Source organism: Variovorax sp. BGA-UO-ETr-C22 (assembly GCF_059567965.1).
This window is the reverse complement of the sequence record NZ_JCAQPA010000009.1, coordinates 273,652-293,503: the sequence shown is the minus strand read 5'-3', so window position 1 is coordinate 293,503 and position 19,852 is coordinate 273,652. Positions and strand designations below refer to the sequence as shown.

At 69.9% G+C, this 19,852-nt stretch carries 20 protein-coding genes; 11 read left to right on the top strand and 9 right to left on the bottom strand.

Annotated elements, in window-relative coordinates; all coding sequences use genetic code 11:
* The first annotated feature begins 13 nt into the window (after window positions 1-13).
* The 7 genes from hpaH to AC57B8_RS10915 are packed head-to-tail and all read left to right on the top strand — an operon-like array spanning window position 14 to window position 6,738.
* Window positions 14-817, top strand: coding sequence for a 2-oxo-hept-4-ene-1,7-dioate hydratase (gene hpaH / locus AC57B8_RS10945; protein WP_496479617.1), 804 nt, complete (start codon window positions 14-16; stop codon window positions 815-817).
* A gap of 11 nt (window positions 818-828) precedes the next feature.
* Window positions 829-1,650 (top strand): 4-hydroxy-2-oxoheptanedioate aldolase, encoded by an 822-nt coding sequence (gene hpaI / locus AC57B8_RS10940; protein ID WP_062476863.1) that lies wholly within the window; start codon window positions 829-831, stop codon window positions 1,648-1,650.
* A 21-nt stretch (window positions 1,651-1,671) separates the two neighbouring features.
* On the top strand, window positions 1,672-2,139 hold the full coding sequence (locus tag AC57B8_RS10935; protein ID WP_070063514.1) for a nuclear transport factor 2 family protein: 468 nt from the start codon (window positions 1,672-1,674) through the stop codon (window positions 2,137-2,139).
* A 37-nt stretch (window positions 2,140-2,176) separates the two neighbouring features.
* A complete protein-coding gene (gene ilvD, locus AC57B8_RS10930) occupies window positions 2,177-3,910 on the top strand; it encodes a dihydroxy-acid dehydratase (protein WP_354345255.1) in 1,734 nt (577 codons plus the stop codon).
* 37 nt (window positions 3,911-3,947) lie between these two features.
* Window positions 3,948-4,940, top strand: a complete 993-nt coding sequence (locus AC57B8_RS10925) for a Bug family tripartite tricarboxylate transporter substrate binding protein (protein ID WP_496479616.1) — start codon at window positions 3,948-3,950, stop codon at window positions 4,938-4,940.
* A gap of 18 nt (window positions 4,941-4,958) precedes the next feature.
* Complete coding sequence (locus tag AC57B8_RS10920) at window positions 4,959-5,747, top strand: class II aldolase/adducin family protein (protein WP_070063516.1); 789 nt, start codon at window positions 4,959-4,961, stop codon at window positions 5,745-5,747.
* Between the two features lie 13 nt (window positions 5,748-5,760).
* Window positions 5,761-6,738, top strand: a complete 978-nt coding sequence (locus tag AC57B8_RS10915; protein WP_070063517.1) for a 2-dehydropantoate 2-reductase — start codon at window positions 5,761-5,763, stop codon at window positions 6,736-6,738.
* 15 nt (window positions 6,739-6,753) lie between these two features.
* On the opposite strand, the gene AC57B8_RS10910 is transcribed toward AC57B8_RS10915, so the two are convergent.
* The 3 genes from AC57B8_RS10910 to AC57B8_RS10900 all read right to left on the bottom strand — a co-directional run bounded on the left by AC57B8_RS10910 (window position 6,754) and on the right by AC57B8_RS10900 (window position 9,643).
* On the bottom strand, window positions 6,754-7,548 hold the full coding sequence (locus tag AC57B8_RS10910) for a hypothetical protein (RefSeq protein ID WP_496479615.1): 795 nt from the start codon (window positions 7,546-7,548) through the stop codon (window positions 6,754-6,756).
* Between the two features lie 328 nt (window positions 7,549-7,876).
* Entirely contained in the window at window positions 7,877-8,590 is a 714-nt protein-coding gene (locus tag AC57B8_RS10905) for a YebC/PmpR family DNA-binding transcriptional regulator (RefSeq protein WP_095949820.1), read from the bottom strand.
* Window positions 8,591-8,686: 96 nt separating this feature from the next.
* Complete coding sequence (locus AC57B8_RS10900; protein WP_496479614.1) at window positions 8,687-9,643, bottom strand: DMT family transporter; 957 nt, start codon at window positions 9,641-9,643, stop codon at window positions 8,687-8,689.
* A gap of 141 nt (window positions 9,644-9,784) precedes the next feature.
* On the opposite strand from AC57B8_RS10900, the gene AC57B8_RS10895 reads away from it, so the two are divergent.
* Window positions 9,785-10,666, top strand: a complete 882-nt coding sequence (locus AC57B8_RS10895; protein ID WP_496479859.1) for a LysR family transcriptional regulator — start codon at window positions 9,785-9,787, stop codon at window positions 10,664-10,666.
* On the opposite strand, the gene AC57B8_RS10890 is transcribed toward AC57B8_RS10895, so the two are convergent.
* Entirely contained in the window at window positions 10,644-11,381 is a 738-nt protein-coding gene (locus AC57B8_RS10890; RefSeq protein WP_496479613.1) for a hypothetical protein, read from the bottom strand. The two genes, AC57B8_RS10895 and AC57B8_RS10890, sit on opposite strands and share 23 nt — an antisense overlap.
* Before the next feature lies 1 nt (window position 11,382).
* Entirely contained in the window at window positions 11,383-12,480 is a 1,098-nt protein-coding gene (gene alr, locus AC57B8_RS10885) for an alanine racemase (RefSeq protein WP_070063521.1), read from the bottom strand.
* 171 nt (window positions 12,481-12,651) lie between these two features.
* On the opposite strand from alr, the gene lplT reads away from it, so the two are divergent.
* The 3 genes from lplT to AC57B8_RS10870 are packed head-to-tail and all read left to right on the top strand — an operon-like array spanning window position 12,652 to window position 15,408.
* Window positions 12,652-13,956 (top strand): lysophospholipid transporter LplT, encoded by a 1,305-nt coding sequence (gene lplT, locus AC57B8_RS10880; protein WP_062476894.1) that lies wholly within the window; start codon window positions 12,652-12,654, stop codon window positions 13,954-13,956.
* A gap of 60 nt (window positions 13,957-14,016) precedes the next feature.
* The gene (locus AC57B8_RS10875; RefSeq protein ID WP_062476897.1) at window positions 14,017-14,907 is read left to right on the top strand and encodes a DMT family transporter; all 891 of its coding nucleotides are present in this window, start codon (window positions 14,017-14,019) and stop codon (window positions 14,905-14,907) included.
* 12 nt (window positions 14,908-14,919) lie between these two features.
* Window positions 14,920-15,408, top strand: a complete 489-nt coding sequence (locus tag AC57B8_RS10870) for a glutathione peroxidase (protein ID WP_070063522.1) — start codon at window positions 14,920-14,922, stop codon at window positions 15,406-15,408.
* A 2-nt stretch (window positions 15,409-15,410) separates the two neighbouring features.
* Here AC57B8_RS10870 and AC57B8_RS10865 read toward each other — a convergent pair whose 3' ends face one another.
* From AC57B8_RS10865 to AC57B8_RS10850, 4 genes are all read right to left on the bottom strand, one after another.
* Window positions 15,411-15,845 (bottom strand): carboxypeptidase regulatory-like domain-containing protein, encoded by a 435-nt coding sequence (locus AC57B8_RS10865; RefSeq protein WP_496479612.1) that lies wholly within the window; start codon window positions 15,843-15,845, stop codon window positions 15,411-15,413.
* A gap of 97 nt (window positions 15,846-15,942) precedes the next feature.
* Entirely contained in the window at window positions 15,943-17,181 is a 1,239-nt protein-coding gene (glcF, locus tag AC57B8_RS10860) for a glycolate oxidase subunit GlcF (protein WP_496479611.1), read from the bottom strand.
* Window positions 17,182-17,203: 22 nt separating this feature from the next.
* Window positions 17,204-18,328 carry a glycolate oxidase subunit GlcE gene (gene glcE, locus AC57B8_RS10855; RefSeq protein WP_496479610.1) on the bottom strand — a complete coding sequence of 375 codons (1,125 nt, stop codon included), beginning with the start codon at window positions 18,326-18,328 and terminating at the stop codon, window positions 17,204-17,206.
* An 8-nt stretch (window positions 18,329-18,336) separates the two neighbouring features.
* Window positions 18,337-19,839, bottom strand: coding sequence for an FAD-linked oxidase C-terminal domain-containing protein (locus AC57B8_RS10850; RefSeq protein WP_495267918.1), 1,503 nt, complete (start codon window positions 19,837-19,839; stop codon window positions 18,337-18,339).
* Between the last annotated feature and the right edge of the window lie 13 nt (window positions 19,840-19,852).

Below are 19,852 nucleotides of genomic sequence, written 5' to 3'. Positions count from 1 at the left end.
AGAAGCGAGCCCCATGCTCTCCACCGCCACCATCGCCCAACTGGCCGCCGAACTGCACGAGAGCGAGAAGTCGCGCGTGCAGGTCGAGCACTTCTCCAAGCGTTTTCCCGAGATGACCATCGAGGACGGCTACGCCATCTCGCGCGAATGGGTGAAGCACAAGATTGCCGAAGGCCGCATCGTGAAGGGCCACAAGATCGGCCTCACGTCGCGCGCCATGCAGCAGGCCAGCCAGATCACCGAGCCCGACTACGGCACGCTGCTGGACGACATGTTCTTCGAGCAGGGCGGCGACATCCCGTTCACGCGCTTCATCGCGCCGCGCATCGAGGTCGAGCTGGCCTTCGTGCTCGGCAAGAAGCTGCAGGGGCCGAGCGTGACCATCTTCGACGTGCTGGCCGCCACCGACTACGTGGTGCCCGCCATCGAGATCATCGACGCGCGCATCGAGCAGTTCGACCGCCACACCAAGGCCATGCGCAAGGTGTTCGACACCATCGCCGACAACGCGGCCAATGCGGGCATCGTGCTCGGCGGCCGTCCGGTGAAGCCCGACGCGGTCGACCTGCGCTGGGTGAGCGCGCTGCTCTACAAGAACGGCGTGATCGAGGAGTCGGGCGTGGCCGCGGCCGTGCTCAACCACCCGGCCACCGGCGTGGCCTGGCTCGCGAACAAACTCGCGCCGTGGGACGAATGCCTCGAAGCCGGCGAGATCGTGCTGGGCGGTTCGTTCACGCGCCCCACCAACGCCGTGCCGGGCGATACCTTCCACGCCGACTACGGCCCCTTGGGCTCCATCGCCTTCCGTTTCGTCTGACGAGTTTTTTCATGCACACCCCACTCAACACCTTCAAGCAGGCCCTGCAGGCCGGCCAACCCCAGATCGGCCTGTGGGTCGGCCTGGGCGACGGCTACGTGGCCGAGCTGCTGGCCGGCACCGGCTACGACTGGCTGCTGGTCGACGGCGAGCACGCGCCCAACGACGTGCGCTCGGTGCTCGCGCAGCTGCAGGGCATCTCCAGCGCGTGGTCGGCGCAGCCCGATGCGCAGCGCTCGCATCCCGTCGTGCGCATTCCGGTCGGCGACACCACGCTGATCAAGCAGTACCTGGACATCGGCGCGCAGACGCTGCTGGTGCCGATGGTCGACACCGCCGAGCAGGCCGCGCAACTGGTGCAGGGCATGCGCTACCCGCCCGAAGGCATCCGCGGCATGGGCAGTGCGCTGGCGCGCGCCTCGCGCTGGCAGGCCTACCCGAACTACCTGCACGAAGCCAATGCGCAGACCTGCCTGCTGGTGCAGGCCGAGACGGTCGAGGCGATGAAGAACATCGACGCCATCGCGGCCACGCCGGGCGTGGACGGCGTGTTCATCGGCCCGGCCGACCTGTCGGCCTCGATGGGCTTCGTGGGCCAGCCCAACCACCCCGAGGTGCAGGCCGCGATCGCCGACGCCATCGCGCGCATCCGCAAGGCCGGCAAGGCGGCCGGCATCCTGTCGACCACCGAGGAGCAGGCGCGCAAGTGGCTCGCGGCCGGCGCGCTGTTCGTGGCCGTGGGTGTCGACACCATCCTGCTCGCGGCCGCCGCGAAGCAGCTGCTTGCGAAGTACAAGGCCGCGCCGGGCGCCACCGCGCCCAACGGCTACTGATCCCCTTTCAAGGAACTTTCGATGCGACGCACCACCCTCGCGGCCTTCGCCGCTGCCGCCGCCCTGCTTCTGGGCGCCTGCGCCCAGACGGGCCCGGCCTCGACCTCGCAGGCCCGGCAGGAAGCCAACCGCCAGACCGTGCTCGCCTTCTACGAGAAAGGCCTGAACCAGAAGGACGCCGACGCGGCGCTGCAGTACGTGGGCAACCGCTACGTGCAGCACAACCCGACGGCGGCCGATGGGCCCGAGGGCTTTCGCAAGTTCATCGCCTTCCTGCGCGAGAAGTTTCCGAAGTCGCACAGCGAGATCAAGCGCAGCTTCGTCGACGGCGACTACGTGATCCTGCATGTGAACGCGGTGCGCGAGCCGGGCACGCGCGGCAGCGCCATCGTCGACATCTTCAAGCTCGAGAACGGCAAGATCGTCGAGCACTGGGACGTGGTGCAACCCGTGCCCGAGACCGCCGCGAACAAGAACGGCATGTTCTGACGCCCCGCCCTTCCACGAGCCAGCCTTCGCCAGCCGCATGACCACGCCCACCGACCCCACGAAACGCTTCCGCTCCGCGACCATCCGCGAGGGCACGATCCGCGCGACCACGCGCAGCTTCCTGCACGCGCTGGGCCAGGACGACGAGGACATCGCGCGCCCGCACGTCGGCGTGTTCCACACGGGCGGCGAGATGAGCCCGTGCAACCTCAACCTGCGCGAGCAGGCGCAGCACGCCAAGACCGGCATCTACGCGGGCGGCGGCACGCCGCACGAATGCCCCGTGGTGTCGGTGAGCGACGGCCTGACGATGGCGCACTCGGGCATGCGCTTCTCGCTGATCTCGCGCGAGCTCATCGCCGACAGCGTGGAAGCGTCCACGCGCGGCCACCAGTGGGACGGCATCTTCGCCATCGGCGCCTGCGACAAGAACCTGCCGGGGCTGATGATGGGCATGGTCCGCTGCAACGTGCCGAGCGTGTTCGTGCATGGCGGCTCTGCCCTGCCGGGGCAGATGCCCGGACCCGACGGGCGCGACCTGAACGTGGTCGACACCTACGAGACCATTGGCAAGGTGCTGGCCGGCACGGCCACGCACGACGAGCTCGACGCCATGAGCCGCGCCTGCCTGCCCACGGCCGGCGCCTGCGCGGGGCAGTTCACGGCCAACACCATGGGCATGGTGTCGGAGGCGCTGGGCCTGGCGCCCATCGGCTCGAGCATGGTGCCCGCGGTGTTCAGCGAACGCGCGCCGCTGATGCGCCGCGCCGCGAAGCAGCTCATGAAGGCGGTGATGGGCGACGGCCCGCTGCCGCGCGACGTCGTGACGCGCAAGGCGCTCGAAAACGCCTGCGCCGTGGTCTCGGCCACGGGCGGCTCGACCAACGCCGCGCTGCACCTGCCGGCGATCGCGCACGAGGCCGGCATCAAGTTCCACCTGGACGACGTGGCCGAGATCTTCGCGCGCACGCCGCTCATTGCCGACCTGCGCCCGGGTGGCCAGTACCTGGCGCGCGACGTGTACTACATCGGCGGCGCGGGCGTGATCCTGCGCACGCTGCTGGAGCAGGGCTTCCTGCACGGCGACGCCCTCACCTTCACCGGCCGCACGCTGGCCGAGGAAGTGGCCGACGCCGCCGCGCCCGACGGCCGCGTGGTGCGCGAAGCGGGCAACCCGATCACGCGCGACGGCGGGCTCGCGGTGCTCAAGGGCAACCTCTGCCCCGACGGCGCGCTGCTCAAGACGGCGGGCCTGAAGACGCTGGTGCACCGCGGCCCTGCGCGCGTCTTCAATTCGGAAGAAGAAGCGCAGACGGCGGTGCAGAACCGCCGCTACGAAGCGGGCGACGTGATCGTCATCCGCAACGAAGGCCCCAAGGGCAGCCCCGGCATGCGCGAGATGCTGGGCATCACCGCGCTGCTGTACGGCCAGGGCATGGGCGACAAGGTGGCGCTGCTCACCGACGGGCGCTTTTCGGGCGCCACGCGCGGCCTGTGCATCGGCTACGCGGGGCCCGAGGCGGCCGACGGCGGGCCGATCGCGGTGCTGCGCGACGGCGACATGGTGGCCATCGATGCACGCGCCGCGGCGCGCAGCATCTCGGTCGAACTGAGCGCTGAAGAAATCGCGTCGCGGCTGGCCGGACGTGAGGTAAACGCGGGGGCGGCGCACGGTGGTTTGTTGGAAAAATACGCGCTCACCGTGCGCCCTGCCCACCAGGGCGCCGTGACCCACTCGGGCGCGGTCACCTGGCTGCGCGACGAGTCGTGATCCTGTTCCCTCCTCACCCACCCGAAAAGAGACAGACATGACCTTCACCCGCCGCCACATGCTGCAGTCCACCGGCGCTTCGGCGCTGCTCGCCAGCCTCGGCCAGCAGGCCTTTGCGCAGGCTGCCGCGCTCGAGAACGCCACCATCGTCACCGGCTTCGCGGCCGGCGGCACCTCGGACACCACCTGCCGGCGCCTGGCGCTGAAGCTGAGCCCCGACTACGCCAAGACCGCCGTGGTCGAGAACCGCACCGGCGCGGGCGGCCAGATCGCCGTGAGCTACGTGAAGGGCCGTCCGGCCGACGGCACCACCATCCTGCAGACGCCCACGTCGATCCTCACGATCTACCCGCACATCTACAAGAAGCTGCCCTACGACCCGATGGTCGACCTCACGCCCGTGAGCCTGGCCTGCATCTTCGACTTCGGCTTCGCGGTCGGTCCGGCCGTGCCGGCCACGATCAAGACGGTGCCCGAGTTCCTCACCTGGGCCAAGGCCAACCCGGCCGGCGCCAACTACGGCTCGCCGGCCGCGGGCTCCACGCCGCACTTCATCGGCGCGCTGCTGGGCAAGCAGGCCGGCGTCGAGCTCAAGCACGCGGCCTACCGCGGCACGCAGCCGGCCATGCTCGACCTCCTGGGCGGCAACATCTCGGCGGTGTCGGGCCCCATCGGCGACATCACGCAGCACCTGCAGTCGGGCAAGGTGCGCATCTTGGGCGTGTCGGGTGCCAAGCGCAGCCGCTTCGCGCCCGATGTGCCGACCTTCGGCGAGCAGGGCATCAAGAACATGGCGCACAGCGAATGGTTCGCCTTCTTCCTGCCGGCCAAGGCCTCGCCCGAGCTGGTGACGAAGCTCAACACGGCGATGAAGAACGCGCTCGCACAGAAGGACGTGGTCGACGGCCTCGGCACTTTCGGCCTGGAAGCCATGTCTTCCACGCCGGCCGAGCTGGCCGATCTGTTGAAGAAGGACACCGCCAAGTGGGCGCCGATCGTGAAAGAGGTCGGCTTCACGGCTGAAGGTTGATCACATGAAGGAACTGCCATGAACACACTCGCCACCGCGCCGTCGGCGCTGGTCCATCCCTCGATCCATCCCGACGAGCGCGCCGCGCGCGAGGAGCTCGCGGCCTGCTACCGCGTGTTCGCGATGCTGGGCTGGACCGAGATGATCTACAACCACATCACGGTGCGGCTGCCCGACAGCGTGACCGGTGGCGAGAAGCAGTTCCTCATCAACCCCTTCGGCCTGCACTACAGCGAGGTGACGGCCAGCAACCTGGTGAAGATCGACCTGCAGGGCAAGGTGCTCGACGGCTCGACCTACCCGGTGAACCCGGCCGGCTTCGTGGTGCATGCGGCCATCCACGACGGCCTGCCCGGCGCGCACTGCGTGATGCACACGCACACCACGGCCGGCGTGGCCGTGGCCTGCCTGCAGGGCGGCCTGCAGCAGACCAATTTCTATACCGCCCAGCTGCACGGCATGGTGGCGTACCACGACTTCGAGGGCATCACGATCCATGCCGACGAAGGCCCGCGCCTGCTCAAGAGCATCGGCGATCGCAACGCGGTGATCCTGCGCAACCACGGCCTGCTGGCCTGGGGCCAGACGCTGCCGCAGACCTTCGCGATCCTGTGGACGCTGCAGCGCGCCTGCGAGATCCAGATGGCGACCTTCTCGATGGGCGCCGCGATTCCGGTGAGCGAAGAGATCGCGCAGCGCTGCACGCGCGACGCGCTGCAGTTCAGCCCCGCGCACGGCGCCGGGCAGGACGTGTTCAATGCGCTGGTGCGGCAGGTGGACCGCATCGACCCGAGCTACCGCAACTGAGGCGCCTGTTCCCATGAAGATTTGCATCTACGGCGCCGGCGCGATCGGCGGATGGATCGGCGTTGGCCTCGCACAGGCAGGCCAGCGCCTGAACGTGGTGGCGCGCGGCGCCACGCTCGACGCACTGCAGAAGGACGGCCTCTCGCTGATGCGCGGCGACGTGCGCACGCGCGTGCCGGTGAACGCGGTGGCCGACCCCGAGGCACTGGGCGTGCAAGACCTGGTGGTGATCGCCGTGAAGGCCCCCGCGCTGGCCGGCGTGGCCGAACGCATCGGGCCGCTGATCGGGCCCGACACGATCGTGCTGGTGGCCATGAACGGCGTGCCGTGGTGGTTCCTCGAAGGCGGTTTCGGCGGCGAGATCACGGGGCACCGCCTCGCAGCGGTCGACCCTGAAGGCGCCATTGCCAAGGCCATTCCCTCGCGCAACGTGATCGGCTGCGTGGTGCACGCCAGCTGCTCGCTCGACGGGCCGGGCGTGGTGCGGCACCACTTCGGCAACGGGCTGATCGTGGGCGAGCCTTCGGGCGAGGCCACGCCGCGCGTGCAGAAGCTGGTCGAGCTGCTCAAGAGCACGGGCATCGACACCACGCTGTCGCCGCAGATCCAGAAGGACGTGTGGTTCAAGCTGTGGGGCAACATGACGGTGAACCCGATCAGCGCGCTCACCGGCGCCACCACCGACCTGATCATGGGCGACGACTACGTGCGCGGTTTCATCTCGGCGGTGATGCTCGAGGCCAAGGAGATCGGCCGGCGCATCGGCATCGAGATCACGCAGAGCCCCGAGGACCGGCATGCGGTGACGATGAAGCTCGGCGCGTTCAAGACCTCGATGCTGCAGGACGTGGAGGCGGGCCGTTCGGTCGAGCTCGACGCGCTCGTCACCGTGGTGCGCGAGCTGGGCGAGCTGACGGGCGTGGCCACGCCGTTCACCGACGCGCTGCTGGGGCTGGCGCGGCTGCGAACGCGGCAGCTCGGGTTGTACTGAGCCGCCTGCCGCTGATTACCAGCGGTTTTCGGGCGCGGCGCCGATGGCCTCGACGCAACGGGCCACGATCTTCACGCGTTCCTCGCGCAGCCGCTGCCAGCCGTCGGCCTGCCACTGGGTCCAGGCCAGCGGCTCCGATTCGTAGCTGCAGCCGATCGGCGGACGCATGAAGCCCGCGCGTCCCAGCGAGGCGCCGTACTTGAGCCGGAACAGTTCGTCCGAGCCCATCAGGTTTTCGTAGACGAGGTGCCACGACCCCGGGACCAGCGGCGAGTCGGCCTCCTTCGGCGTCTGGCGCGCGGCCTCGATCTCTTCGGGCGTCGAGCCGTCGGTCAGCGCGGTGGCGAGCGCGGTCTCGGTGCGGCGGCGGTAGATGTCGGTGGCGATCTTGCTCAAGGCCTCCTGCAGGTCGCTCATCGCCGGGTTGACGCTCACCGGGTCGTCGCGCAGCGCTTCGAGCGTGGTGCCGCCGAGGCCGTCCTTCGAGAAGCCCTGCACGGCCGCGCCGGTGCCGAGCACGGCGAACGCGACGTTCAGCGCGACCTGGCCGGCCACGCGGCCCACCGTGTCTTCGCGGCGCACCACGCGCAGGTGGTCGGCGCCGCTCTGCTGGGGCATGCGCAGGTAGCGCACGCGGGTTTGAGATGGGGTTGCGGCTGGGGTGGCTTCGGCGGGTGTCGAGGCTGCGGCCATGGGCGGTGCAGCCGCTTCGGTCTGGGCCTGCGCCGAGAAGCCGGCGATGGCCAGTGCCAGGCCGAGGGCATGCCGTGTGGCACGCGACGGCGCTCGTTTCTTCGTCGAATGGGTCATTGAACTGTTTTCCTCCGGCGCGGATTGTCTCCGGCGGCGTGCTCAGTTCATGCGGGGAGGTTCAGGGCGTGTGCACAGGCCACCGGGTACTTCCCTCCGCGAATGTCCCCCGGGCTTCGCCCTCCTCCTTGATTTCGCTGCGGGAAGCACCCAGTGTCCCGCGCACGGGACGCAGCGGTGGTGTGCGGCCGATCAACGACTGCACTGCCCAACGCTCACGCCGATGGGGTGCCTTGCGCAGCGAAATTAAGGGGGAGCCCGAAGGGCGGAGGACATTCGCGGAGCAAGGCTCCCCGTCGGCGGGAGCGTCGCTCTGAGTATCAGGCGCTCAACCCGCCAACCCGACGTACACGTTCTGCACGTCGTCATTCGCATCGATGGCGGCAAGAAACGCCTCGACCTCTTCCAGGTCAGCAGCACTCAGGCTCGCCGGATCGACCGGGTTCTTCGGCCGGTAGCCCAGCTTGGCCGACAGCACGGTGAAGCCCTGGGCCGGCAGTGCGCGGCTCACCAGGTCGAGGTCGGCGGGCTCGGTCAGGAACAGGGTGGTGCCGTCTTCGGCGCCCGGCTCGAAGTCCTGCGCGCCGGCTTCGATGGCGGCCACTTCGGCGTCGGCGTCCTTGCTGGCGGGCTCGGCTTCGATCATGCCGAGGTGGTCGAAGTCCCACGAAACCGAGCCGGAGGTGCCGAGCTGGCCCTTGCGGAACAGCACGCGCATTTCAGGCGCGGTGCGGTTCACGTTGTCGGTCAGGCACTCGACCATCACGGCCACGCGGTGCGGGGCGAAGCCCTCGTACATGACGTGGTCGAAGTGCACCGCCTCGCCCGTGAGGCCGGCGCCCTTCTTGATGGCGCGGTCGAGCGTGTCCTTCGGCATCGAGACCTTGCGGGCCTGCTCGACGACCAGCCGCAGCCGTGCGTTCGAGGCCGGATCGGCGCCGTTGCGCGCGGCGATCATGATTTCCTTGGCCAGCTTGCCGAACAACCGGCCCTTGGCATTCGCGGCCACGTCCTTGTGCTTGGCTTTCCATTGCGCGCCCATGTCTGCATTCCTTGGTGTTGTGGGGGGCGGCGAAACGCCGCAGCCCCCGAGGATGCCACGAGCCGGGGGCCGCGCCCAGCCGGCCCCCTTCCGCCGTCAGGGGCGCCCCGTCTGCCCGCCCTCCTCCGGCGCCAGGCTCACCCACAGGGCGGCGCCCACGATCAGCAGGCCGCCGGCCCAGCCCCAGGCGCCGATGCGCTCGCCCAGCCCGAGGGCCGCGATGGCCGCGCCGAACACCGGCTCGCTGCCCATGAGCAGCGACACCCGGCTCGGGCTGCTGCGCGAGGCCGCGTGGTTCTGCGCGAAAAAGGCGAACACGGTGCACAGCAGCACGAGGTACGCCATGCCCCACCAGAAGCCGGCCGTGGCGGGCGGCAGGTGCCAGGCGCGCCCGCCCGACGCGGCCAACAGCGACAGCGCCGCCGCGCCCAGCGCCATCACGCCGGACTGCACGGCCGTCAGCGTGAGCGCCGGCAGGTTGTGGCGGCCCGCCAGGCGGCGCGTGAGGCACACCATGACGGCGCGCAGGAAGGCGGCGGCGAGCATGAGGGCGTCGCCCCACCCCATCGACAGATTGGCGAGCGAGGGCGCCGAGAGCAGGGCCGCGCCCACGGCCGAGAGCCCGGCCGCCCAGAACACGCGCCGCGCGGGCCGCCGGCCCAGCAGCCACCATTCGACGAACGGCGTGATCGCCACGCACAGGCTGATGAGGAAGGCGGCGTTGCTCGCCAGGGTCAGCGAGACGCCGAACGTCTCGCACAGGAAGATGGCGAGCAGGTTGGCGCCCAGCAGGCCGCCCACGGCGAGCCCCTGGCGCCACTGCGGGTCGCGCCACAGCGGCCGCAGCGCAGGCAGCAGCACGAGAAAGGTGAGGCCGAAGCGCAGCGCGACGAACTCGAGCACCGGCAGCTGCTGCGTCGCCTGCTTGGCCACCGCGTAGCTGCCGCCCCAGACCGCCGCCACGAGCAGCAGCATGAGTTCGGCGGGGCCGAAGCCGGCCGTCCACGACCCGCGCCCTGCCGGGACCGCACCTTGCAACGCCTTTGAATCCATACTGTCTGCCCGCGGCCCGGGGCGCCTGAAAGAAGAAGAGAAGGCGCATTGTTCCGGGCGGCACCAGGGCCGCACAGCCGTCGGCCGGAACAGGACTCTTGCGTGGTCGGAACGAATTCATTTCTCAAGGTGCTGCCCGAGATGGTCACCTTCGTGCGGGTCGCCGAACTGGGCAGCTTCTCGGCCGCGGCCGACCTGCTGGGCATCACGCCCTCGGCCGCGAGCCGGCAGGTGAAGCGGCTCGAACAGGAGATCGGCGTGCAGCTGCTGCAGCGCACCACGCGCCAGCTGCGGCTCACGGAGCCCGGCGCCGAGGCTTTTGCGCGCTGCCGCGAGCTGGTGGCGGCGGCGCAGGGCGCGATGGACATCGGCGCGCAGTTCGCGCGCACGCCGGCCGGCCGGGTGCGCCTGAGCGCGCCGAAGGCCTTTGCGCGGCGCGTGCTGCACCCGCACCTGCTCGACTTCCTGCGCGCCTATCCGGAAGTGGACGTGCAGCTGATCGTGGCCGACCGCGACATCGACCCGATCCGCGAAGGCGTCGACCTCGTGGTGCGGCTGACCACGGCGCCACCCGAGGGGCTGGTGGCGCGGCGGCTGATGGCGGTCGAGCACATCCTGTGCGCCACGCCGGCCTACCTGGCACGCCACGGCGCCATCGCGCACCCGCACGAGCTGCGCGCGCACAGCTGCCTGTCGCTGGGCGAGCACGAGCGCGACAACCACTGGCGCTTTCGAAAAGACGGTGAAGACGAGGTCGAGGTGGTGGTGGACGGCCGCTACGTCTGCAACCACAGCGAGATGCGGCTCGACGGCGCGCTCGCGGACCTGGGCGTGGCCTGCGTGCCGGCCTTCACGGCGCGCGAGGCGTTGGACGAGGGCCGCGTGGTGCGCGTGCTGCCCGACTGGGCGCTGCAGGGCGCCTACCAGGGGCACGCGTGGCTGATGTACCCGCCCAGCCGCTACCTGCAGCCCAAGTGCCGGGTGCTGGTCGAGCACCTGCTCAGCGCGGTGCCTTCCCCGTGAGCACGCGCACGGCCTCGGGCAGCGAGTGGACCTGCGGCATGAAGTGGTCGATGAGCGCGCCCAACGCCACCGCGCAGACCACCGCGCCCAGCAGCGGCTTCCAGGTGAGCCGCACCGCCGCCATGAGCCAGCCTTCGCGCGCCACGCGCACCGCGGCGCGGGCCGACACATAGGAGAAGGCGACCTCGATCGCCACGGCCAGCAGCGCGTCCCAGCTGAAGTACAGCAGCACCAGCGAGCCCGCGCCGAGCACGACGGCCACGCACAGCAGGAAGATGGCGAGCACCGGCACGACGATGATCGCGCCCTCGTCGGCGCTGCCCGCGGCGTCGAGCGCGCCGCTGGCGACATCGGAGAGCCCGCTGCCGCCGTCGGTGGCGTCGGTCGCGCACCCCGGATCGTCAGCGCCTTCCGTGGTGCCGCCCAGGTCTTCGGGCGCCTCGATCTCGGTGCGCCGCTCCACCAGCCGTTGCGCCCACCAGCGCAGCACGCACAGATACCCGACATAGCCCACGCCCAGCGTGACGAGGTAGCGCACGGCCAGCGACTCGACATGCAGCAGGTGCATCTGCAGCGCCGACACGCCCCACATCAGCAGCAGCGTGAAAGTGCCGATCAGCAGGCCGTGCGTGCGCAGGCTGTGATCGCGGTGCAGGTCGCGTTCGACCTGGGTTTCCCACAGGCGCACGGAGCGCCAGTTGGAAAGAACCTTCACGTCATTCGTCGGCAGGTGCGAAGGGCACCCGCGGCGCGACCGCGCACATGAGTTCGTAGCCGACGGTGCCGGCGGCCTGGGCCACCTCGTCGATGGGCAGCACCGCGCCGGTCAGGGCCGAGCGGCCCCACAGCGTGACCTCGGCGCCGAAGGCGGCATCGGGCACGGGCGTGAGGTCGACGGTGATCATGTCCATGCTCACGCGGCCCACCATGCGGGTGCGCACGCCGTTCACCAGCACCGGGGTGCCGGTGTCGCAGTGGCGCGGGTAGCCGTCGGCATAGCCGACCGCCGCGATGCCGATGGTGAGCGGGCCCTCGGCCGCAAAGCGCGAGCCGTAGCCGATGGTGTCGCCGGCCTTCAGCGTCTGCACCGAGATGAGCCGGGTCGACAGCGTCATGGTCGGCTGCAGCTGCCAGTGCGCCGCGTCGTGTTCGGGGAAGTCGGGGGCACTGCCGTACAGCACGATGCCGGGGCGCACCCAGTCGCCGCGCGTGCGCGGCGCATGGCGCAGCGTGGCGGCGCTGTTGGCGATGGAACGCTCGCCGGGCAGGTCGCGCGTGGCGCGCTCGAACACCTCGAGCTGGTGCTCGATGCCGCGCGGGCCGTCGGCGTCGCTGAAGTGCGTCATGAGCGAGATCTCGTCGACCTGCGGGAGCGCATTGAGGCGCGTCCAGGCCGAGCCGAAGCGCTCGGGCGAGAAGCCCAGGCGGTTCATGCCGGAGTTCATCTTCAGGAACACGCGCTGCGGCTTGAGGGTCTTGTGGGCCGCGAGCATGTCGATCTGCTCGTCGCAGTGCACCGAATGCCACAGGTCCAGGCGCGAGCACAGTTCCAGGTCGCGCGCGTCGAACACGCCTTCGAGCAGCAGCACCGGGCCGCGCCAGCCCAGCGCGCGCACGCGCTCGGCCTCGGCCAGGTCGAGCAGCGCGAAGCCGTCGGCGCCGCGCAGGCCTTCGAAGACACGCTCGATGCCGTGCCCGTAGGCGTTGGCCTTGACCACGGCCCAGACACGGGCGTCGACGGCCGAGCGGCGGGCGCGGTCGAGGTTGTGGCGCAGGGCGGCGGTGTGGACGGTGGCGAGAATGGGGCGCGGCATGGCGGGTGTTGGGGTGGTTTCAGACCACGTTTTAGCATCTTCGGGAATGGGGTCGAATCCCGTGGGGATGCCTGAATTCGCGTCGTACCCCCATGCTATAACCGCCCATTCGCGCCTGACGCGACACTTTTTCACTACCGCCAGCAGACCCTCTGGCCAGCCAGCCCATCGATGAAGCGCGGTTTTTACACGATCATGTCGGCCCAGTTCTTTTCGTCGCTGGCCGACCAAGCGCTTTTCGTCGTTGCCGTCGATCTCATGCGAAGTTCGGGCGCCCCCGAATGGCAGCGGGCCGCCCTGGTGCCGATCTTCGCGGTCTTCTATGTGGTGCTGGCCCCGCTGGTGGGTGCCTTTGCCGACGCGCTGCCCAAGGGCAAGGTGATGTTCATCAGCAACGCGATCAAGGTCGTGGGCTGCCTGATGATGCTGTTCGGTTCGCACCCGCTGCTGTCGTATTCCATCGTCGGCCTGGGCGCGGCGGCCTACTCCCCGGCCAAGTACGGCATCCTCACCGAGCTGCTGCCGTCGTCGCAGCTGGTCAAGGCCAACGGCTGGATCGAAGGGCTGACCATCGCCTCGATCCTGCTGGGCATCGTGCTCGGCGGCATGCTGGTGGGCCATGCGGTGTCCAGCCAGCTGCTGCTCATCGACCTGCCGTTCATCGACACCGGCATCGACTCGCCGGCCGAAGCCGCCATTGCGGTGCTGATCTTCGTCTACGTGCTCGCGGCCTGGTTCAACACCCGCATCCCGCACACCGGCGTCGAGATGCGCCCGCTGCGCTCCAACCCCGAGCAGAGCATGGTGCGCAACCTGGCCGGCCTGCTGCCCGACTTCTGGCATTGCAACGCCCGCCTGTGGCGCGACCGGCTGGGCCAGATCTCGCTGGCGACCACCACGCTGTTCTGGGGCGCGGGCGGCAACCTCAAGTACATCGTGCTGGCCTGGGCCGCCGTGGCGCTCGAATACAACACCACCCAGGCCTCGGCGCTGACCGGCGTGGTGACCATCGGCACCGCGGTGGGCGCCATCGTGGCCTCGATGTACATGCGGCTGGACATGGCCACGCGCGTGATCCCCATGGGCATCGCGATGGGCCTCATGGTGATCTGCATGAACTTCATCGGCAACGTCTGGCTGGCGGTGCCGTTCCTGATCATCCTGGGCGGCCTGGGCGGCTTCCTGGTGGTGCCGATGAACGCGCTGCTGCAGCACCGCGGCCACAACCTGATGGGCGCGGGCCGCTCCATCGCCGTTCAGAACTTCAACGAGCAGGCCTGCATCCTTCTGCTGGGCGGCTTCTACAGCGTGTGCACGGGCCTGGGCCTGTCGGCCTACGGTGCCATCAGCGCCTTCGGCCTCGTGGTGGCGGGCTGCATGTGGATCATCAAGCGCTGGCACGAGAACAACCTCAAGAAGTATCCTGAGGAAGTCGAGCACCTCCTCGCGATCGCCCGCAGCGACAAGCACCACTGATTTCGCGCGACCGCGTTGGTGCAATGGCCGGCGCGCCGAGCGCCCCCACTCCAACGCCCCATGCCCGCCCTCGCCCTGATGTTCAACGCCTTCGTGTGGGGCGTTTCGTGGATTCCGTTCCGCCAGATCGCCAGCCACGGCCTGCATCCGCTGTGGACCACCTGCCTGATCTACCTCGTCATCGCCACGGCGATGGGCCTCGTGCGCCGGCACGCCTGGAAGGCCTTTGCCGCGTTCCCGATGCTGGTGGCTCTGGGCCTGGCGGCGGGCTTCACCAACGTGGGTTTCAACTGGGCCGTGACGCAGGGCGACGTGGTGCGCGTGGTGCTGCTGTTCTATCTGATGCCGCTGTGGAGCGTGCTGCTGGCCTGGCTGCTGCTGGGCGAACGGCCCACGGGCGGCGCGCTGATGCGCGTGGCGCTGGCGCTCACCGGCGTGGTGGTGGTGCTGAAGGCGCCGGGCACCGACTGGCCGGTGCCCTCGAGCCTGCCCGACTGGCTGGGCGTGGCGGCGGGCTTCGGCTTTGCCGTGACCAACATCGTGCTGCGCCACCTGCGGCATGCGCCGGGCGAGTCGCGCGCGCTGGCCATGTTCTGGGGCTGCACGGTGGTGGCGGGCGTCGGCGCGGTGAGCGGCACCGCGTTCGGCGGCATCGATTCACCGCTGCTCGCCTCGCCGGGCTGGCTGGGCTGGGCCGCGCTGCTGGGCACGGGCTTCATCGTCGCCAACGTGTGCCTGCAGTACGGCGCGCCGAAGCTGGCGGCCAGCGCGACCTCGGTGATCATGCTGTCGGAAGTGCTGTTCGCCAGTGTCTCGTCGGTGGCGCTGGGCGCGTCCACCATGAACTCGCGCATCCTGGTCGGCGGCGCGCTGATCGTGCTGGGCGCGGTGTGGTCGGCGTTTGCGCGAACCCCGCCCGCGCGCGATGATGGCGTTTCCGCGTCCACCTGAGGAGCTCTCTCCATGACCAGCGTCTACGACTTCCAGGCCACCCGCATCGACGGCAAGCCGGTGAAGCTCTCGACCTTCCGCGGCAAGGTGCTGCTGATCGTCAACACGGCGAGCAATTGCGGCTTCACGCCGCAGTTCGAAGGCCTGGAAGCGCTGCACGAAAAGTACGCCGGCCAGGGCCTCGCGGTGCTGGGCTTTCCCTCCAACCAGTTCGGCGGGCAGGACCCGGGCACCAACGAGGAAATCGGCGCCTTCTGCATGACCAACTACGGCGTGAGCTTCCCGATGATGGAGAAGATCGACGTCAACGGCAGCAACGCGCTGCCGCTGTACCAGTGGCTCACCAAGGAAAAGCCGGGCCTGCTGGGCAGCACGGCCATCAAGTGGAACTTCACCAAGTTCCTGGTCGGGCGCGACGGCGCGGTGCTCAAGCGCTATGCGCCGCTGGACACGCCGGCTTCGCTCACGCGCGACATCGAGGCGGCGCTGGCCGCCGGCTGAATTCAGAAGCGGAAATCGGCGCTCTTCGGCGCGCCGCCGACCGTCACGGTCTGGCTCTTGGTTTCGCCCGTCGACGTGCTCACGTCGATCACATAGCGCCCCGCCGGCACGTCGATGAGGCACACCGGGCCGGTGGCGGTGAAGGCCATGGCGGCGGACGAGTTCGCGTCGCCGCCCTTGATCGCGACATTCAGGTTGGCCAGGTAGGCGCCGTCGGCGCGCGCGAACAGCAGCGACAGCGGGTGGTTCTTCATGGCGGCGCGCATGGCGTTCGACTCGTCGGAGCCGATGCCCCCGCACACATAGCGCGTGGCGCCGATGCCCTGCCAGGGCGGCAGGGCCGAGGGCGGCTGCTGTGCCTGCGCGGCGACGGTGCCTGCGATGCAGGCGGCGGCCAGCAATGCGCGGCGCAGCGAAAAAGCAGAAACGAAAGACATGGCACGAACTCCTTGCAGCGTCTTCGGTTCGCCATGATGCGCCCCGACGCGTGGTGCGCACGTCGGACGGCAACGTACCCTGCCGTGCGCGCGCGCCCTACCCTGCGGGCGTCTGCAGCGCCGCGTCGAGCAGCTCGACCCAGTGCCGCACGGGCGTGTCGCCGCTGCCGCTTTGCAGGTGCGTGATGCAGCCGATGTTGGCCGAGGCGATGGTGGTGGGCTGCAGCTGCTTCAGGTGGCCGAGCTTGCGGTCGCGCAGCGGGTAGGCCAGCTCGGGCTGCAGCACCGAGTAGGTGCCGGCCGAGCCGCAGCACAGGTGCGATTCGTTCATCGCCACGCGCACATCAAAGCCGAGCGCGCGCAGGTGCGTCTCGACACCGCCGCGCAGCTTCTGGCCATGCTGCAGCGTGCACGGCGGGTGGTAGGCGACCACACCTTCGGGTGCGCACACGCGGCCCTGCAGCGCGGGCACGAGCTCGGGCAGCAGCTCGCTCAGGTCGCGCGTGAGCGCGCTGATGCGTGCGGCCTTGGCGGCATAGGCCGCGTCGTGCTGCAGCAGGTGGCCGTACTCGCGCACGGTGACGCCGCAGCCCGAAGCGTTCATCACGATCGCCTCGACCTCGTTGTGTTCGACAAAGGGCCACCATGCGTCGATGTTGACGCGCATCTGCGCCTTGCCGCCGTCCTGGTCGTTGAGGTGGAACTTCACGGCGCCGCAGCAGCCCGCCTTGGGCGCAATCACCGCTTGAATACCGGCGGCGTCGAGCACGCGTGCGGTCGCGCTGTTGATGTTCGGCGCCATCGACGGCTGCACGCAGCCCGCGAGCATCAGCACCTTGCGCGCATGCGTGGCGGTGGGCCAGCGGCCGGCGTCCTGCTGGGCGGGCACCTTGGCCTTCAGTGCTTCGGGCAGCAGGCCGCGCACCGACTGGCCCAGCGCCATCGCGGGGCCGAACAGCGGCGACGGCAGCGCTTCCTTCAGCAGCCAGCGCGTGGCCGACTCCATGGCGGGGCGCGGCACTTTTTCGTCGACGATCTTGCGGCCGATGTCGACCAGGTTCCCGTACTGCACGCCGCTCGGGCAGGTGCTTTCGCAATTGCGGCAGGTGAGGCAGCGGTCGAGGTGCAGCTGCGTGCTGCGCGTGGGCGCGTGGCCTTCGAGCACCTGCTTGATGAGGTAGATGCGCCCGCGTGGCCCGTCGAGCTCGTCGCCGAGCAGCTGGTAGGTCGGGCAGGTGGCGGTGCAGAAGCCGCAGTGCACGCACTTGCGCAGGATGGCTTCGGCTTCGCGGCCCGCGTCGGTGTCGCGGAATTCGGGGGCTAGTTCGGTTTGCATCGCGGGGGTGTCGTTTCTTTTCTTATTGGTCGCCTGCGAAGAGCCGGCCGCGGTCGAAGACCCCGTGCGGGTCGAACTCCTGCATCAGCGCGCGATGGATGCGTGCCACCGGCGCGCTCAGTGCGTCGAAGCGCGGCACGTCGCAATCAGCTGATTGAGCCGCGGGCACACGGAACAGCGTCGCGTGGCCACCGGCGGCACGCGCGGCTTCGCGCAGGCGCGCCGCCTGCGCGGGCGGCGCGAGGTACCAGCGCTGCCCGCCGTGCCATTCGACCAGCGGCGCGGCGCAGCCGTCGATGGCGATCACCGGCGCGGTCTGCGGCACCGACAGCCGCCACAGCGCCAGCAACCCGGCTTCGTCGAGTGCGAACCACGGCATGCGCTGGTCGCGCAGCGCGGCCCAGCCGGCGGCCGCGCGCACCGGGTCCTGGCGCTCGCCGCCGAGCTGCGCGCAGGCGGCTTCGACGGCCGCCACGGCGCCGCGCAGCCGCAGGCGCAGCACGCCCGCGCCGGGCGCGTGTTCGAACCAGCTGCTCGCGTTCAGCGGCAGCGGGCGTCCGCCCCACTCGTTGAGCAGGCGCAGCGCATCGGCCTGGCTGCAGGCGAAGGCGAGCGTGGCCTCGGCGGGCGCCACGGGCAGCACCTTGAGGCTCACTTCGGCGATCACGCCCAGCGTGCCGAGCGAGCCCGCCAGCACGCGCGAGACGTCGTAGCCGGCGACGTTCTTCATCACCTGGCCGCCGAAGCTCAGCACCTCGGCGCGGCCGTTGACGAGCGTGGTGCCGAGCACGTAGTCGCGCACCGCGCCCACGCTGGCGCGCGACGGGCCGCTGAGGCCGGCGGCGACCATGCCGCCCACTGTTCCGCCGGCATCGAAGCACGGCGGCTCGAAGGGCAGGCACTGGCCTTGTTCGGCGAGCGCGGCCTCGAGCTCGGCCAGCGGCGTGCCGGCACGCACGGTGACGACCAGCTCGCTCGGTTCGTAGCTCGTGATGCCGCTGAGCGCGCGTAAATCGAGCAGCTCGCCGCGCGGCGGCTGGCCGTAGAAATCCTTGGTGCCGCCGCCGCGCGGGCGCAGCGGCGTGGCATCGGCCGCGGCGGCACGCACGCGCTCGACGACCTGCTGGAGGGCGGTATCCGTGTTCATTGAAGCTCTCAGAATCTCGGCAGGTCGGGATGCGCCAGCCGGCCGCCGCGCACCACTTCCTTGCCGTACTCGGCGCAGCGCTGCAGCGTGGGAATCACCTTGCCGGGGTTGAGCAGCCCGGCGGGGTCGAAGGCGCGCTTGATGCCGAACATCTGCTCGTTCTCGGCCGCGGTGAACTGCACGCACATGCTGTTGAGTTTTTCCACGCCCACGCCATGCTCGCCCGAGACGGTGCCGCCCATGGCGACGCTGGTCTCGAGGATGTCGGCGCCGAACAGCTCGCAGCGGTGCAGCTCGTCGGGGTCGTTGGCATCGAACAGCACCAGCGGGTGCAGGTTGCCGTCGCCCGCGTGGAACACGTTGCAGCAGCGCAGGTTGTATTTTTTCTCCATCTCCTGGATCGCCAGCAGGATGTCGGCGAGCCGCTTGCGCGGGATGGTCGAATCCAGGCACATGTAGTCGGGGCTGATGCGGCCCGACGCCGGAAAGGCGTTCTTGCGGCCGCTCCAGAATTTCATGCGCTCGTCTTCGCTCGTGCTCACGGCGATGGCGGTGGCGCCGCAACCGCGCAGCACGTCGGTCATGCGGCCGATTTCTTCTTCGACCTCTTCGGGCGTGCCGTCCGATTCGCACAGCAGGATGGCGGCGGCGTCGAGGTCGTAGCCCGCATGCACGAAGTCTTCGACGGCGGCGGTCATGGGCTTGTCCATCATCTCCAGGCCCGCCGGGATGATGCCCGCCGCGATCACCGCCGCGACCGCGTCGCCGGCTTTGCGCACGTCGTCGAAGCTGGCCATGATGCAGCGCGCCAGCTGCGGCTTGGGCACGAGCTTGACCGTGACCTCGGTGGTCACGGCCAGCATGCCTTCGCTGCCGATGGCCAGCGCGAGCAGGTCGAGCCCCGGCGCATCGAGCGCCTCGCCGCCGAACTCGATCGCTTCGCCCTCGGCCGTGAAGCCGCGCACGCGCAGCACGTTGTGCAGCGTGAGGCCGTACTTCAGGCAGTGCACGCCGCCCGAGTTCTCGGCCACGTTGCCGCCGATGGTGCAGGCAATCTGGCTCGACGGGTCGGGCGCGTAGTACAGGTTGAAAGGCGCGGCGGCCTCGCTGATGGCGAGGTTGCGCACGCCGCACTGCACGACGGCCGTGCGGCTCACGGGGTCGACCTTCAGGATGCGGTTGAACTTGGCCAGCGACAGCGTCACGCCCAGCGCGTGCGGCATGGCGCCGCCCGAGAGACCCGTGCCGGCGCCGCGCGCCACCACGGGCACGGCCAGCGCATGGCAGGCGCGCAGCACGGCGGCCACCTGCGCCTCGGTCTCGGGCAGGGCCACCACCAGCGGGCGCTGGCGGTAGGCCGTGAGGCCGTCGCACTCGTAGGGCGTGGTGTCTTCGGCGTGCCAGATGAGCGCATGCGCGGGCAGGTGCGCCTGCAGCGCCCGCACCACCTGCGCCTGGCGCTCCGCCTTCGACAGCTGCGTGTGCTGGTCGGTCGTGACGGGAGCATTCATGGCGGGAACAACT